We start from the raw sequence: 17,875 nt of genomic DNA, 5'->3' as shown, positions 1-17,875 counted from the left end.
ATAGGATGTTTTATTTTCAATAATTTGAATTACCATTTGATATTTTTATCTATAAATCCAATTAGGTCATTTGCCATCATTTGTTGCTCTTGTTTATTTGGATGACCTCCTGTGTTTTTATATGGAAAAACTAGACTATATATTTTAGCATCATGGATTCTATCAACAGCTTGTTTAATATAACTAGGCCATTTTGAATCTGTTTTGGTGGCATCCATATTTCCTAATGCACAAATAATATGAGCATTTGGATACTTAGCCCTGATGGAAGTAACGAAATTTTGATAAGCTAAAATGGTAAATTCGTCCGTTGGTTTGGAAGTGCCAAACCTAGAAATAAATTGAGGATGTTTAGGTAAATTAACCAACCAAGAATCATTCTGAAAGAGATTAATCACGACTATATCGGGGGTGTATTGAGTAAAGTCCCATTTGCTATTCGGATCCATCGGGTTTAATCGATCATATATTTCAGGCATAATTTCTGGAAACCAACTAACCATGATGCCTATACCACTACGCGCTATACAGGAATATTGAGCATCATAATGTCTGGCGGTTAAGGCAGCGTAGGTATAATAATTATTAAAATTCTCTGGTCTGCCAGAATCTTTACCTCCTTTTTCAACATCAACTCCATGTCCAGCTGTGATCGAATTGCCATAAAATTCAATTTTCTTTTTTAGTGATTTACTATGTTGAAGTATCTTCGCATCACCTTCAATCTGAAATCCGTAAATAATATTTTCAGAAGTGTTGTTGCTTAATTTGTATAGTTGTAAAGTATGTTTTCCAGAGGAAAGTCCACTTGCTAGTGATAAGGTCGTTTTAAAAGTGTCAGATTTAAATTTAAAAGCATGTTCGACGTCATTATCAATGATTGCATAAAAGTAACCCACTTCATTACGTGATTTCATACTGGCGGTAATTCCAGATCCTTTAAAATTGATGGTTGCAGACGTTCCCGGCCAGTAAAAACAAGCTGAATCCTGTGATATCTTCACTCGACCCATATAAGCGATGTCTTTATTATTAGGCTTAATTTGTAACTGGCTAAAACCATTTAGGCTTAGCAATAAAATAACTACTAACGAAATTTTTTTTATCAGCATAAATAATAGTGTTTTTGGTTTGAAATTTTTGTTTTTTTAAAATAATAAACCGCAGCTTCACAAATTTTAAAATGGCTATAATTTGTAAATCTGCGGTAAAAAAACTAATTAAAGGTTGTAGGCTTTAGGCCTATAATGGTTTATTCCTTCTTTTTTGGAATTTCGATATAATCCCTCAAAGGACATTTTTTTAAGTTTTTAATACTTTCGGCTACAGTTAGCGCATTAAAAGTTGCTCCTTCAGTTCCAGTATGAGTATGGTCTTTTGGGAAAAAGGCTTTTACTTTTTCTTTACCTAAAGCTTCGTATTTTTTAGCAATAATTACATTAAGGTCAATGAAATCTACGCCTTGATTTTCGGCAGCAATTTTAGACCACTTGTTATAACTATCCTCTCTAAGTTCTGGTTTGTCATTTGGCCATTCATTTCTTGGCGTTTGACTCATCACAATTGGAATTGCTCCTTTATCTTTGGCTTCTTTGATGTATCTTTCGATATAAGATCCAAAACTACGCACCGTTTCTTTAATACTATCAGCGCGATTTACAAGTTGTGTTTCTGTACCATTTCCTTTTAATGAACCTCTGTATTTGTCTTTGTCAACAGCACCAGCATCATTGTGACCAAACTGAATAATAACAAAGTTTCCAGGCTGTAATTGTTCTCTAACCTCTTTCCATAAACCTTCAAATTCATACGTACGGCTACTTCTTCCTCCTCTGGCTTTATTGATAACTTCAATTCGTGTGGTATCACAAAATTTAGGAAAAGCAACTCCCCAACCTACAGCATTTTCATTGTTACCATTGTTTGCCATCGTAGAATCGCCAATCAAAAATACTTTTTTCTTTTTTGGAAGTTTAATTTTCGGATTCGCTATAACATATTTACCTAATGAATTTGAACTCTTTTTAAGTTCATTTGCAATAACTGTAGCCGATAAAACCGCTCCTCTTGCTGAAGTATGTGTATGATCTCTTTCATAAAAATAAGTCCCAGTAACATTGGATTCTCCTTTTTTGTCTAATTCGTCAGACATATTTGCATTCAAATCAATAAAGGTTACTTTCTCTTGCTCTGCGATTTGTTTCGCCCATAAACCATAGGATTCATTGTTGCGAATTATTTTTCCTTCTTTCCAATCGTTTCTTGGAATTGGAGAAAAAACAACAGGAATTGCACCTTTAGATAACGCATCTTTTACCAATTTACGAATATACCAACCATACGTATGCACCGTTTCGTGCTTGTGAGTTAGCATATTGTCAATTTCTTCAGACTCGTTTCCGATTCCTTTAATAGTTCCTCTGGCTCTTACAGTATCGTTTAACGGACCATTATCATTATGCCCGAATTGAATCAATACATAGTCACCTTTTTTTAATTTTTTAAAAACGGGTGTCCACAAACCTTTGTCTTGAAAACTTCGGCTACTAGTTCCTCCCAAAGCGTGGTTTTGAATGCTAACTTTTGTAGTGTCTAAAAATTGTCCAATAAAATCACCCCAGCCCCAAAGACCGCCATCACCTTTACCGCTTCCATTTTTTACGGTAGAATCTCCAACAATATATACCGTTGGCTTGTTTTGTGTTTTTTGACTAAAATTTAAAAAAAGTACGGTTGCGCACAGTAAAGCTATTAATTTGATTAGTTTCATTTTGTATTTATTTCTTAATTGTTATTTCTAAAATCAAACCATAAATTCATGGTTATTCCATCATCGCCACTTTTGATGCGAATATTGGTTGGTTGGCTTTCAGGACCTTGTTGTTCTAATGGTTTGAAATCTCTCATGGCTGGAATTTCATACATAAAAGAGATGTCACCTTCTGGAAATGCAGGTTGAGGATTACTTCCTGGAAAACCATTTTTAGGTAAATCAGGAGTGAATAATCGTAAGAACAAATTGTCTGATTCGCTAAAAACTTTGAAAGATGATTCGCCTGCTTTTAGATTCGCTCCTAATAAATTGGCATGATAGCCTTTAAATTCTGGATAAATTAGATTTTCAAAACTTTCACCTGTGATAGTTGTGTTATACGCTTTTTCCCAAACTCCATAAGTGGTTCCTTTGATTCTGTTTTTCCAAACGTGATAAGGACCTCTTCCAAACCATTTTATTCCTGTAACACCTTTTTCAGGAAAACTAAATGTGATTCCGAATGCACTAATTTTATCTTCAAAAAAGGAACCGTCAAAACCACCAGTGTTTTCTGCATTTTTCAATGCTAATAATTCCATTTTAAACCTTCCATCAGCTTCCATAATCCATTTTATAGATGCTAAACCGCCAGTATAGGTAACTTTACAAATGGCTTTATCTCCTTCTTGTAAAACTTCTACATTTTTTACTTTTGCTTTCATTCCGACAAGGCGTGGACCATTCGTCAAAGGAATTACAGTAGCGCCATTTTTAACAGTTAAGATTTCTCCTGTTGTGCTGTCTAAAGTTACAGCAACATTATTTCCACTCAAAGTAATATCATTTCCGTTACGAATAGAAGTTGCTTTAGTTTTTACCGTTTTAGTAACTAAAAATTTAGAAGCGTAAAATGTTGCTTTGTGAATAGGCCAAGTCCATGTGTAAATTTCTTTACCGTGTTGATCGTTTGCAGTTATCGATAAAACATCACCTTCGTGAAAATTAGCAGGAACTGTAAATTTTATTTTATGAGTTTCTCCAGGTTCAATGCTTGGAATTTCAATTTTTCCAGAACTTATTACTGCCGAAACTGCATCTGTGTAAAGAATTGTAGCATCCGATTTTATTACTTTAAACTCCATTTTACAGGAATTCAGATTGCTAAACAGATAATCATTAGTTACTAAAAAAGTTCCGTCAAAAGTATCTGTTACTTGTTTTGGTAAAAATTGGATAGGAGCCCAAACTTCTTTTACCGTGTAATAACTACCTTCTCTTTCTCGGTGTGGTCCTAAAATTCCGTCTGCGGCCAAAGAGCCTTTAGAGTCAAATTTTGCATCTCCTTTCCAATCCGAACGAAAAACAGCTTCGTCTAGCATTGCCCACATAAAACCTCCTGCAAATAAAGGACTTTGTTTGTAACGGGTCCAAAAATCTTCTAAGGCAGCACCATGTCCGTTGTCGTAGGTACCATGCATGAATTCTGTTGGGAAAAACACATTTTCACCACTGTTAAAACGATGCATTCCTGTTAAATAGGTTGGATAATGGTGCGTGTCCCAACCATTAAAATCTGACCATGGATGTACAACAATTCTTTTTTGAGGATCATATTGTTCAAAAACTTTGTCTACTTCATAATTCCATCCGCCTTCATTACCATTGTCCCAGATAATTACCGAAGGATGATTAACATCTCGTTCTACTGTTTCTCTGACTAATTGTGTTCCTGTTTTAGTGTCATAGGAATTTTGCCAGCCCGCCAATTCATTCAAAACAAATAATCCTAAAGAGTCACAAACGGCCAAAAAGTGATCGTCTGGTGGATAATGTCCACGAACTGCATTCATATTCATGTCTTTCAGTAAAGTTCCGTCTAGCACACTAATACGCTTGCTGGTGCTTCGTCCACCTTCTGGCCAAAAGGAATGACGGTTAATACCTTTCATTATAATTTTGGTACCATTTACATAAATTCCGTCCTTTTTCTTAAATTCTAAAGTTCTGAAACCAATTCGTTCTTGAAGTTCATGAATCGTAGTTCCGTTTTGTTTTAAAGACAATTTCAAAGTGTATAAATTGGGACTTTCAGGATTCCAGGGTTTTACATTTTGCCATTGTGTTTTAATTACTTCTTGAGCACTTCCTTTTTTGATTGGAAATGATACAACTGGGAATGTTGTCCCATTTTTCAAATCAACGATGGTTGCTTCAACTGTTGCCGTTTTTGAAATGTTTTTTAATTCCAAAGTAACCGAAATCGAACCATCCATTTTTGGATCTACAGCAATATGACTGATGTGTGCTTTTGGAGCTACTTCTAACCAAACCGGGCGATAAATTCCACCAAATAACCACCAATCGGCTCTGCGTTCTGCGGCATTAACTGATTTGTTTTTTGAATCTTTCCATACATGAACTTCCAGAGTATTTTTGGTGCCAAATTTTAATAAAGAAGTAATATCATATTTAAATTCATAAAAACCACCTTGATGAATTTCTCCTGCTAATTTTCCGTTTATTTTTACTTCGGTATCAGTCATGGCACCACCAAAAGCAATCAAGACATCTTTGCCTTTGTAATCATTAGGGACATCAAATTCATATTTATAAAGCCCCTCTTCTTTACTAGGTTCTTTTTGTTTAAGCTCTTTAGACCATCTTCCATAGGTATATTCGCCAAAACCTTCTAATTCCCATTGAGATGGTACATTAATAGTTGTCCATTTTTTACTATTATTACCATCGGTACAATAGAAATCCCATTTTACAGGATGTTCAAAATCTTTTCCAGAAAGGAAAACTTTGTCGGTTTGTTGTGCAAAATTACTTTGTGCCGAAACGATAGTCATCGCAACAACAAAAAGGGATTGTAAAGTATTTTGTATTTTCATTTAAAAAGTATTCAAAAATATTAATTGCCATCTGGTTTTGCAATTTCAAAACGGGTACTCATCGGTAATGTCCAATTTGAAAAATAATTAGGATGTTTAGGATCGTAATTAGGTGTTTGTTTTAAAATGTCTTTTTTAATAGGTAAATTCAATTCTCGAATTCCTTGAATTACGCAAAGAGCAATTTCATTGGCACCAAAAGAATTAAAGTGTGTGTTGTCTTCAAGAGCTTTGGCTTGACCAGGGAATGTGTTGGCAGGATAATGTACAAAAGCGTTTTTGGAAGCATCATTCCCCCATGCTTCATACATTGAATTTGTTTTTTCAGTAACATCAATTAGAGGCACGTTCATTTTTTTGGCAACAGTTCGCATTGCCTCAGGAAAATCACCATGCGTTTGATTTAAAGAACCATCTGTATTGAATGAACGGCGTTGTGTAGGCGTAACCAAAACTGGAAACGCTCCTTTGTCTTTGGCAACCTGAATAAATTCGACTAATAAATCAGAATAAGATTTCCAAGCTGTATTTTCTGGACCTTTGATTTTTTCATCATTATGACCAAATTCAATAAATAAATAATCACCAGCTTTAATTTGAGATTTTATTTTTTGCAAACGATTTGAAGCTTTAAAGGAACTTAAAGCCAGACCAGAGCAAGCATAATTGGTTACAACAACATTTGTGTTAAAATATTGTGGAATCATTTGCCCCCAAGAAGCCCATGGTTCAAGATCTTGATCGGTTACCGTAGAGTCGCCAGCCAGAAAAATGGTGGTAACTTTATCAAGTGGAGTAATTTCAATTTTTTGAACAATAGCAGGTCCTAAAAATTCTAGGGTTAGTTTGTTATCCCAATTTAAATCGCCTTTTTCACGGTCTTTTAATTTTATTGAATTTGAATTATCAATAAAACTATTTCGAATATTTACATTAAATTCCTGAATGCTAGGCTTTCCTTTTTTTATAGAAAGTTGATCAATCATTACCCTTCTGGATTCCGCTTTTACAGTAATGTTTGACTCTTTAGTATCGGTAGCAAAAGTTATTTTTACTTTATAATTTCCTTCAGGAATTTTTACAGAAAAATAGGTGCTCTTCGTAATGTTTAAGCCAGAAGCAGTAAAAGTTGCATTTTCAGTAGTATCGTAATCAAATCCGTATCCAGTATTTTCATCATATTTAATGGCTGAAAAAACGTTAGTGAATTTGTCGCTTTTTTTTGAAGTTTCAAAATTGAAAACTTTTGGTTCAATAGCTAAAACAGTATTTTTTGATGGGTTATTTTCTTTAACGTCAATATCATCTTTCCCCATTGCACAAAGTGTATTTGAAGATGACAAGACCAATAGAAGTAGAGTAAAAATTCTAAATAGGTTCATTTGATTTATTTTAGTTAATAGATTTTCAAAACTAAAGGTTCTGTTTTAATATAGCATCCTGTACTATGATGTTGGTTAAATTGTTAAAAAAGTGATGATTTTATAAAAATACGTGGAGGTACAGGATAGAATATTGTTTAAAAAGTAGCAATATTGTATTATTAAATAAAACTTATTTTTGGTTATTAATAGCAGAGTCTTTAAATTATTGATTGTTTTATTAGAATAAAAAAAAATCAAAAAGTTTAATGACGCCTATACTTTTTTATGAAAATTAAATCATTTTTTTTCTTTTGTTTGTTTTTCTGTTTGTTTTCAGTAGTGATTTTCGGACAGGGGAAAGAACAGAAAGCGACAGCTCCGCGTAAAATTCATTACGTGCCAGATGGTGATGGCTTTTTATTAAAAAATGGTAACCGAAAATTCAATCGTGCTTTGTATGGTTCGAATACTGCCTTTAGGGTGGAGGCAGGAGATTTACCCGAATTTGCAATGTATATTCCTGGAATGGGAGGTAATTTAAAGTTGGGATTGTCCAATGCAAAGAACAGCAAATGGATAACCGAAGCCAAGTCAATTACAGCTCGTTATGCAAGTGGAAAAATGTATTATGAAATTCATGATCCAATTTTAGGCAAAGGAAAATTGAAACTTGAAATCGTTGCTCTAAAAGAAGAAGAAGGTTTTATTTTGAAAGTTTCGGGGATTGATACAGATAAAAACACTTCCCTTATTTGGGCTTTTGGCGGAGCGAGCGACAGAAAATTCAGTCGTGATGGTGACATTGGAGCCGACCCGGAATCTAGTTTTTATTTAAAGCCTGAGTATTGTACCAATAATCAATACACGATAAAAGAGAATTCGTTTTTACTGGAATACGGTTCCGAAGTGAATAAGCAAAAGACAGGAAATGACAAAAGTTTGTTGGCAATGTTTCCATCATCCGAAGTTCATTTAGCCAATGCAAATCAACAAAATTCTCCCCTTGAATTATTTACTTCAGCTCCCGAAAAGCAGAATTTGATTGTGGGTAAAATCAATTCGATTTCAAAAACAGATTTATTTTGGTCATTCCATACAAATGTAAATTCAAAAGCAAAAAGCCAGGCAGATCTAGCTGATTTGTTTAAAAAAGCATCACAGCAAACACAAGAATTAGCCAGCAGAGTAAAAGTTACTACACCAGATTCTTATATCAATACATTAGGTTCAGCATTGGCAATTGCCGCCGATGGAATTTGGGAAAGTCCAGCGTATTTACACGGTGCTGTGGCTTGGCGCATGCATTTAAACGCTTGGAGAGGGGCGTATGTTGCCGATCCTTTAGGCTGGCATGACAGAGCAAAAACTCATTTTACCAGTTACAGCCATTCACAGGTTACACAGCCATTAACTGGTCCTGTAGTTTTTGATGCCGAACGAAATTTGGCCCGTCAAAAAGAAGAAATGGGCACTTCAATGTTTAGCAGCGGCTACATTAGCCGTAAGCCGGACAATAATACAATCGCACATCATTATGATATGAATTTGGTTTTTTTCGATCAAATGCTGCGTCATTTTAAATGGACTGGCGATACTGAATTCATGAAACAGATGTGGCCTGTGATTGAAAGACATCTCGATTGGGAAAAAAGAAATTTTGATGTAGATAATGACGGTTTATATGATGCTTATGCGTCCATTTGGGCAAGCGACGCTTTGCAATACAGTGGCGGAGGCGTGATTCATTCTTCGGCTTATAATTATTATTCGAATAAAACCGCAGCAACAGTTGCGGCTGCTTTACAGCAAAATGCCGACTCGTTTACTAACGAAGCCAACAAAATTGCCAAAGCAACTACCTCGACATTATGGATTCCTGAGAAAGGTGTTTTTGCTGAATACAAAGATGCTTTGGGCAAACAATTATTACACGAAACTCCTGCAATTTGGAGTATTTACCATACCATTGATTCGGAACTGGCGAATCCTTTTCAGAATTACCAAATGCTTCGTTATGTGGATACACAAATTCCTCACATTCCAATTCAAGTTGAAGGATTGGACAAAAAAGATTTGTATGTAATTGGCACAACCAATTGGCAGCCTTATACCTGGTCAATTAATAATGTGGCTTTGGCTGAACAATTACATACTTCCTTAGCGTATTGGCAGGGAGGCAATTCGGAAAAAGCTTTTAAAATGTGGGAAAGCGCTTTGGTAGAAAGCATGTATTTAAGTCCTTCGCCAGGCGGATTTGAACAGTTAATGTATCAGGATGCGATACGTGGAGAGCTATATCGTGATTTTGCAGATCCAATCGGGATGACGGCAAGAACTTTGGTTGAGGGACTTTTCGGGATTCAGCCAGATGCATTGGCGCATCAATTGACAATTAAACCCGGATTTCCAGAAAAATGGGATTCGGCTTCTTTAGAGATTCCAGATATTTCTTTTTCTTTCAAAAGAGAGAAAAACACTGATTCTTATGAAATTGCCAATCATCTTTCAACAAAAATGACTTTGCGATTCATAGTAAACGGTACTTCAGAAAAAATAAATAGCATTACAATTAATGGAAATAAAGCCAATTATACGATTACAAAAAACGGAATTGGAAAACCTGAAATTATAATTGAATCGCCTTATGCTGAAAAATATAATATTGCAATTAATTGGGAGGCGAAGGCTTTAGAAAAAATTAAATCACAGGAAGTTTACAACCCAAAAGATGCTTTTGTATTGGAAACTAAAAAGGCAAAAATCATTGAGGTGTACGATCCTCAAAAGGTTTTAAATTCCATTTCAAAAACAGAAAATAAAGTTTCTGGAATCATAAACAGCATTGGAGATAAAACGCTGTTTATACAATTACAGCAAGGCGAAATGATTTGGTGGGAACCTATTGCTATCAATTGCAAGCCAAGATTTGAAGTTGCGGTAAAAGAAGTGAACTCGAATAATTTATTGCTTTCTGTTCAAAATAATTCGAATAAAAATGGAGACGGAAAATTACTTTTTAATCCATTTGGAAAAGAAATCGCAGAGGCATTTTCTATTAAAGCAAACAGTACTGAAATTATCACAATTCCGTTGCAACATCTAGTTACTGGAACAAATAATTTTCAATTGCAGACAGCTGACGGTGGGAATTACCCACTATCATTCATTAGTTGGGACATTCCTGAAAATAAAACCTTAAAAGCAGAAACAGTTTCGCTGACTTCTTATTTTAATGCAAAAGTGACGGATATTTTCAAACAAAAATATGAATCTCCACGACCGAAAACTCCAACTTTACAATTGCCTTTGCAGGGAATAGGAAATTGGTGTTATCCATTGATTAATCCAGTTATTGATGATTCTGGTCTGCGTTTTAAAGCTAAAGAAAATGGAAAAATTACGACTCCAGAGGGAATAGCTTTTGAAACGCCATCGGATTCAACTAAGAACAATATTGCTTTTACTTCAATGTGGGACAATTTCCCTGAAAAGATAACAATGCCGTTAAGCGGAAAAGCATCTCATTTGTATTTAATGCTGGCAGGTTCTACGAATCCAATGCAAAGCCGAATGGTAAATGGCAAAGTAATTGTGACTTATACCGATGGTTCTACGGAAGAATTGGAACTAAAAAATCCTGAAAACTGGTGGCCTATTGAGCAGGATTATTTTGTAGATGGATTGGCTTTTAATACCAATGCACCAAAACCGCCGCGTGTTTATTTGAAGTCCGGAATTATTTCCCGCAGTTTTGATGATTATAAAGCAATAAAAGGTTTCGCTAATAATGGAATTGATGGTGGTGCTGGAACCGTTTTGGATCTTCCATTGAATGCTTCAAAAACCTTAAAAAGTCTTTCGATAAAAACCATTACAAATGATGTTGTAATTGGTTTGATGAGTGCCACATTAATTAAATAGTTTTATTTTAAAATTAAAAAAAACATGAAAAAAAAATATTCGATTATTTGCATTTTGCTGTTTTCCATTGGCGTATCGGGCCAAGGAAAAATTGACCGTAAAGCAGTAGTGACAAGACATGATGTAAAGATTACGCAAATCGATACGCTGGCTTCGCTGAGTGTGGGTAATGGAGGTTTTGCCTATACAGTTGATGTAACAGGTCTGCAGACTTTTCCCGAAAAGTATCAAAACGGAATTCCATTAGGGACCCAAGCAGAATGGGGATGGGACAGCTATAAAAATGTCAACGGATATAAGTTTTCGGAGACTTTGAAAGATGTGGATCAGTATGGAAGAAAAATTTCCTATTCGACACAAATTAAAGAACCTGCACACAAAAAAGAAGCTGTCGAATGGTTTCGTCAAAATCCACATTTGCTTCAATTGGGAAATATTGGTCTTGAAATCACCAAAAAAGACGGCAGTTTAGTACAGCCTGATGACATCAAAGCGATTAATCAGAAACTGAATTTATGGACAGGTAAAATCGAAAGTTACTTTGAAGTAGAAGACACTTACGTGAAAGTTACCACAGTCTGCGACCAGACAAAAGACGCTTTGGGCTTTAAAGTAGAATCGGATTTAATCAAACAAGGTCGTTTGAAAATTCGTGTTCGTATCCCGTTTCCAACAGGACTCTGGGGCGATATGGGGACAAAATGGGAAGAAAAACAGGAAGTAAATAATTCGGCGGTCGCTATTGCGGGGACTGATATGGGGGAAAAATGGAAAGGAAAACAGGATTATAAAAGCAATCTGAAAATCAAAAATAAATCGGAAGCCACTATAACTCACTTGATGGACAGCATTTCGTATGATATTAATCTGAAATGGAAAGGAACGGCATCTGTGAAAGAAAAAGCAAAACATTATTTTTTGCTGGAGCCATCAAACAGCAACAGCATAGAATTGAGCTGTTCGTTCATTCAAACCGAGAAAAATAAAGGATCAATTTCAGATTTTACATCTATTGAAAAAAGCAGTATTGCTGGCTGGGAAAAATTTTGGAAAAGCGGCGCGGCGGTTGATTTCGCAGGAAGTACGGATGTTCGTGCCAATGAATTGGAGCGCAGAGTTGTGCTTTCGCAATATCTGACCAAAATACAATGCGCAGGTTCTGTGCCTCCGCAGGAAACAGGACTGACTTACAACAGCTGGTACGGAAAACCACACTTAGAAATGCATTGGTGGCATGGGGTTCATTTTCCGCTTTGGAACAGACCGGAATATTTAGAAAATACTTTAGGCTGGTACCAAAACGCTTTTGATAAAGCTAAAAAAATAGCACAGCGACAAGGTTTTGAAGGAGCAAGATGGCAGAAAATGACCGATCCTGACGGAAACGAAACCCCGTCTTCTGTAGGGGCGTTTTTGATTTGGCAACAGCCTCATTTTATTACTTACGCTGAGTTGTTATACCAATCATCGCAATCAGAAGCTACATTGAAAAAATACAGTGAACGCGTCTTTGCCACCGCTGATTTTATGGCTTCGTTTGCTTTTTATGATGCAACCAAAAAGCGTTACATGCTTGGTCCTGGTGTGATTCCAGCACAGGAACGTTTCGTAGCAGAGAAAACTTTTAATCCGACCTATGAATTAGCATATTGGAACTGGGGATTGAAAACGGCTATTGCATGGAAAAAGAAAATGAATCAGGCCGTTCCGGAAAAATGGGAAGTGGTACTAAAAGACTTGTCCCCACTTCCAGTTCAAAACAATGTGTATCTGGCAGCCGAAAGTGCTCAGGATTCGTACACCAATCCAGAATTCAAAACAGATCATCCGTCAGTTTTGGGAACTTTTGGAATGCTTCCTGAAACTTCTTTGTTGGATAAAAAAATAATGAAAAACACATTCGATTTAGTTTGGGATACTTGGTCATGGCAAAAAACCTGGGGATGGGATTTCCCGATGACAGCTATGTCAGCTGCGCGTTTGGGAATGCCTGAAAAAGCGATTGATGCATTGTTTATGAATATAACTACCAATACGTATCTAAAAAACGGACACAATTATCAGTCAGAAAGACTTACACTTTATCTTCCTGGAAATGGCGGATTATTAACAGCGATTGCGATGATGTGCGGAGGCTGGGAAGGTACGACAGAAGCGAATCCAGGATTTCCAAAAGATGGTACTTGGAAAGTAAAAAGCGAAGGGTTTCAAAAAATGTTTTAAACCATTTTCATTATTTAAAGTCTATTAGTTGTTGTTTGTGTTATCTGACGAACGAGGGATTTCAAATAATTAAAATTTTTAATAAAATTAGTATTTAATAAATAAATGTATGTTAAAAGTGAAGTTGTTGCATTGGAATATAGTATTGTTTTTAATTGGATTTTCTGTCTTTGGTCAAAGAGAAATGGAGAATTTAGATCGTGGCGTAATAGCCATCAATCAAAATGGAAAGTTTTTTGTCAACTGGCGGGTTTTAGGAACTGACTCTGATGCTTTAGCTTTTAATTTATATCGAAAAAGCGGTAAAGCGGATGCTGTTTTACTTAATGAAAAACCAATTACAGGTGCTACCAATTTTAATGATGTAACTGCTGACCCCAAAGAAAAAAACACTTGGTTTGTAAAAACGGTTGTAAATGGTCAAGAAAGCGATGCTCAAGGAAGTTTCACTATTGTAGCCAATGCAACAATAAAGGATTATTTGTCTATTCCGCTAAAAGCAATTAAAGGATATACAGCTAATGATATTTCGGTTGGAGATTTGAATGGTGATGGGAAATATGATTTAATCGTTCATATGACTGGTATAGGGCATGATAATTCACAAAAAGGATTAACAGATCCTCCAATTTTACAAGCTTATACCTTAGAGGGAGAGTTTTTGTGGGAAATAAATTTGGGTATAAATATCCGTGAAGGGGCTCATTATACACAATTTATGGTTTATGATTTAGATGGTGATGGTACTGCCGAAATAGTTTGTAAAACTGCCGATGGGACTACAGACGGAGTAGGAACTACAATTGGAGATGCTTCTATGGATTGGAGAGATAAGAATAAAAAGTCTGCAACTTTTGGTAAAATTTTAGACGGACCTGAATATCTTACTGTTTTTGATGGCAAAACAGGTGGTGCTATTACAACTGTAAATTATATTCCAGAAAGAGGAGATATTGGTGCCTGGGGAGGTAAAGGCGGTAATGGGAAAAATGATGCAAGTGGAAATAGAGTAGATCGTTTTACTGCTTGTGTGGCATACCTTGACGGAGTACATCCTAGTGTAGTGATGTGCCGTGGTTATTATGGACGAATTGTTATGGCAGCTTGGGATTTTAATGCCAAACAATTAAATTTGAGATGGGTTTTTGATACGAAAGATGGTAATAATCCATATTCAGGAATGGGTAATCACGGGCTTTCGGTTGCCGATGTAGATGCTGACGGAAAGGATGAAATTATTTATGGTTCGATGTGTGTGGATGATGATGGTAAAGGATTGTATACTACGGGTTATCGTCACGGTGATGCTTTGCATGTGACTGATTTGGATCCTGAAATTCCAGGTTTAGAAGTTTTTGGAGTTCATGAAATCGAAGAAGGTACAAAAGGTCCTGGTGTTGCTTTGTTTTCAGCAGCAAATGGGAAAACTCTTTTTACAGCTGAAAAAGATCAAGATGTGGGTAGAGGGGTAGCAGATAATATTGATAACACTAGAGTTGGCGCACAAATGTGGTGGTCTGGATCTAAATTTTTATATGATATTAAAGGAAACCAAATTGGGGAGGCACCGAAATCAACTAATTTTTTAATTTATTGGGATGGAGATACATCTCGCGAAATTCTCAATTCTAATTATATTGACAAATATGGTCAAGGAAGATTGTTTACTGCCGAAGGCGCAAAATCTAACAACGGAACTAAATCGACTCCGGGTTTGTCTGCAGATATTTTAGGTGATTGGCGAGAAGAATTAATTTTACGTAGTGAGGATGATACCGAATTGCGCATTTATAGCACTACGATTCCAACTGATGTTAGGCAATATACGCTAATGCACGACTCGCAATATCGCTTAAGTATTGCTTGGCAAAACGTAGGTTATAATCAACCGCCGCATACAAGTTTTTATATGGGGAAAGGGATGAATCCTGCTCCAAAACCAAATATTTTTTTAGTAAAAGCACGATAAATTTTTTTAAAGATTATAAAAGAGGCAATTTTACTCATTGGTAAAATTGCCTCTTTTGGTTTAAAAAACCTCATATTTTATTAGTTTTAAAACTGGTAGGTACTGGTTTGTATTTTTAAATGTTATTATTACATTTGTGAATTACCTATTGATCCAAAAACATATGTTTGATTATTTAAGAAAGTTATTGAATAAAAAACTTGTCATTTCCCAATGTTTAGTTGTGTTACTTATTTTGTTTACAATACATAGTTCAGCTCAGTTAAAAACAGAGGAAAGTGAAATCGGTTTGGGTTGGAGTAATAATTCAGTCAATACCGTTATTTTTAGAAATAGCGCTTTAACGTCATTTAAAAACTGGCAATTTTCTGCTTATTACAATCCGGAAGGAAAGATGGTTTTGGCAAAACGAAATTTGAATTCTAATAAGTGGGAAACTAAAATAACGCCTTATAGTGGTAATGTAAAAGATGCTCATAATTGTATCAGTATTGCGATAGACTCCGATGGATTTCTTCATGTAAGTTGGGATCATCATGATACCCGTTTGCGTTATGCCAAAAGCAAAATGCCTTTTGGATTAGAACTAGGTGAAGAACAATCGATGACAGGCGATGACGAAACCAAAGTAACTTATCCAGAATTTCACAATTTGCCTAACGGAAAATTATTGTTTTTTTACCGTTCGGGAGCTTCAGGAAGAGGGAATATGGTGGTAAAATCCTATGATGTAAAAACTCAGAAATGGACATCAGTGCAAAATAATTTAATTAATGGTGAAAACCAACGCAGTGCTTATTGGCAAATTTGTGTTGGTAAAAAAGGAATTTATATGTCTTGGGTGTGGAGAGAAAGCTGGGATGTGTCAACAAACCATGATATTTGTTATGCTTTTTCAGCCGATGGAGGGCAAACTTGGGATAAATCTACAGGAGAAAAATATAGTTTACCAATAACTAAGTCTACTGCCGATGTAGTTTGGGAAATACCACAAAAAAGCAGTTTAATCAATCAAACGGCTATGACTGTAGATGAGGTTGGAAATCCATATATCACAACTTATTGGTCGACTAATGGAGTGCCTCAATATAAAGTGGTTTACTTCTTTGCAAAAAAATGGAATCTTATTGATACAAATTTTCATCATAACCCTTTCACTTTAGGCGGTGGTGGGACAAAAAGAATTCCAATTTCACGACCAGAAATTTTCGTAAACAAATCGATGCTTTATTTACTTTTTAGAGATGAAGAAAGAGATAATAAAATCACTTTGGGATATCTTAATTTAAATAAAAAACAATGGAATCTTGCAGATGTTACGGATTATTCGGTAGGGCAATGGGAACCAAATTTTGATAAAGAACTGTGGCAGGAAAAAAAGGAATTATATATTTTTTCTCAAAATGTAAGTCAAGCGGATGGAGAAGGACTAACAAAAGTTACCCCTCAGCCTGTTCGAATTATTGCTTTAAAAAAATTACCAATACTAAATTAGCTCAATGAAAAAGTTCTATTTATTTTACCTGATGGCAGGGCTCTTTATTGTTACAGGTTTTCGAAAACAAAATTTGGACGATAAAGTAAATGCGACTTTGCAAACGGCAATTAAACAATATGCTTATTTGAGTAAACAAGTGAGTGTTGGAAAGTATCCAAAGACTTATTTTGCAGATAAAAATAAATTAGAAACTTCTAATTCTGATTGGTGGTGCAGTGGTTTTTATCCGGGAACTTTGCTGTATTTGAATGAAATGCAATCCACTCCTGAATTAAAAAGAGAGGCATTCAAAGTACTTGATGATTTAAAAAAAGAGCAATTCAATAAAACTACGCACGATTTGGGTTTTATGATGTTTTGCAGTTTTGGAAATGCCGAACGATTGGAACCAAGTAAAGAATATGAAACCATATTAATGAACAGTGCTAAATCTTTAGCGAGCAGATTCAACCCAAAAATTGGTTGTATAAAATCATGGGATAGCGCATCGTGGAATCATGCAACAAAAGAAGAATCTCCAGTAATCATTGATAATATGATGAATTTAGAACTTTTATTTTGGGCAACTAGACACAGCGGTGATAGTACTTATTATAAAATTGCTGTTCAGCATGCTGATAAAACAATGATTAATCATTATAGAAAAGATTACAGTTCTTTTCACGAAGTAGTTTACAATAACGAAACTGGGAAAGTTACAAAACAAATTACCAATCAAGGTGCTTCTGACGATTCGGCTTGGGCAAGAGGTCAAGGTTGGGGATTGTACGGATATGTTGTAATGTATAGAGAAACAAAGGATGTTAAGTATTTAAAGCAAGCCAAAAACATTGCTCATTTTATATTAAATCATCCAAATTTGCCGAAAGATAAAATTCCATATTGGGATTTTAACGCACCAAATATTCCAAATGCTTTGCGTGATTCTTCGGCCGCTTCTTTAATGTCTTCAGCTTTATTTGAATTAAGTGGTTATGTAGATAAAAAAGAAGGAAAGCAGTTATATAAAGAGGCTACGGAAATCCTATCTAATTTGTTAACACCAGAATATATTGCTGCAGTTGATACAAATGGTGGATTTATATTAAAACACGGAGTAGGTAATATGCCTAACAAAACCGAAATTGATACACCACTTACTTATGGTGATTATTATTTGGTTGAAGCTATGTTGCGATACAAACAGATAGAAAAAAAGAAAGTATTTAAATAAAACAGATTATAGTTTGCGGATTAAGTTTAAAATAATTC

At 35.3% G+C, this 17,875-nt stretch carries 9 protein-coding genes; 5 read left to right on the top strand and 4 right to left on the bottom strand.

From position 1 onward, the window contains the following. Positions 1–29 precede the first annotated feature (29 nt). From ACUN3A_RS06995 to ACUN3A_RS06980, 4 genes are all read right to left on the bottom strand, one after another. A complete protein-coding gene (locus ACUN3A_RS06995) occupies positions 30–1,112 on the bottom strand; it encodes a GDSL-type esterase/lipase family protein (RefSeq protein WP_445550590.1) in 1,083 nt (360 codons plus the stop codon). Between the two features lie 140 nt (positions 1,113–1,252). Next, positions 1,253–2,770 carry a rhamnogalacturonan acetylesterase gene (locus tag ACUN3A_RS06990; protein ID WP_445550589.1) on the bottom strand — a complete coding sequence of 506 codons (1,518 nt, stop codon included), beginning with the start codon at positions 2,768–2,770 and terminating at the stop codon, positions 1,253–1,255. Between the two features lie 14 nt (positions 2,771–2,784). Continuing rightward, positions 2,785–5,649, bottom strand: coding sequence for a glycoside hydrolase family 2 TIM barrel-domain containing protein (locus ACUN3A_RS06985; RefSeq protein ID WP_445550588.1), 2,865 nt, complete (start codon positions 5,647–5,649; stop codon positions 2,785–2,787). Between the two features lie 20 nt (positions 5,650–5,669). Beyond that, positions 5,670–7,031 carry a rhamnogalacturonan acetylesterase gene (locus tag ACUN3A_RS06980; protein ID WP_445550587.1) on the bottom strand — a complete coding sequence of 454 codons (1,362 nt, stop codon included), beginning with the start codon at positions 7,029–7,031 and terminating at the stop codon, positions 5,670–5,672. Positions 7,032–7,298: 267 nt separating this feature from the next. Between ACUN3A_RS06980 and ACUN3A_RS06975 the strand changes: the two genes are divergently transcribed. The 5 genes from ACUN3A_RS06975 (at position 7,299) to ACUN3A_RS06955 (ending at position 17,837) form a co-directional block, all read left to right on the top strand. Further along, a complete protein-coding gene (locus tag ACUN3A_RS06975) occupies positions 7,299–10,934 on the top strand; it encodes a DUF4450 domain-containing protein (protein WP_445550586.1) in 3,636 nt (1,211 codons plus the stop codon). 24 nt (positions 10,935–10,958) lie between these two features. Continuing rightward, complete coding sequence (locus ACUN3A_RS06970; protein ID WP_445550585.1) at positions 10,959–13,157, top strand: hypothetical protein; 2,199 nt, start codon at positions 10,959–10,961, stop codon at positions 13,155–13,157. A 109-nt stretch (positions 13,158–13,266) separates the two neighbouring features. Beyond that, a complete protein-coding gene (locus ACUN3A_RS06965) occupies positions 13,267–15,126 on the top strand; it encodes a rhamnogalacturonan lyase (RefSeq protein ID WP_445550584.1) in 1,860 nt (619 codons plus the stop codon). 163 nt (positions 15,127–15,289) lie between these two features. Beyond that, a complete protein-coding gene (locus ACUN3A_RS06960; RefSeq protein ID WP_445550583.1) occupies positions 15,290–16,621 on the top strand; it encodes a BNR repeat-containing protein in 1,332 nt (443 codons plus the stop codon). 4 nt (positions 16,622–16,625) lie between these two features. Then, the gene (locus tag ACUN3A_RS06955; RefSeq protein ID WP_445550582.1) at positions 16,626–17,837 is read left to right on the top strand and encodes a glycoside hydrolase family 88 protein; all 1,212 of its coding nucleotides are present in this window, start codon (positions 16,626–16,628) and stop codon (positions 17,835–17,837) included. Positions 17,838–17,875 lie beyond the last annotated feature (38 nt).

It is taken from the genome of Flavobacterium sp. WC2509, from assembly GCF_052683105.1.
The sequence above is the reverse complement of the archived record's forward strand: the minus strand, read 5'-3'. Positions and strand labels throughout refer to the sequence as shown.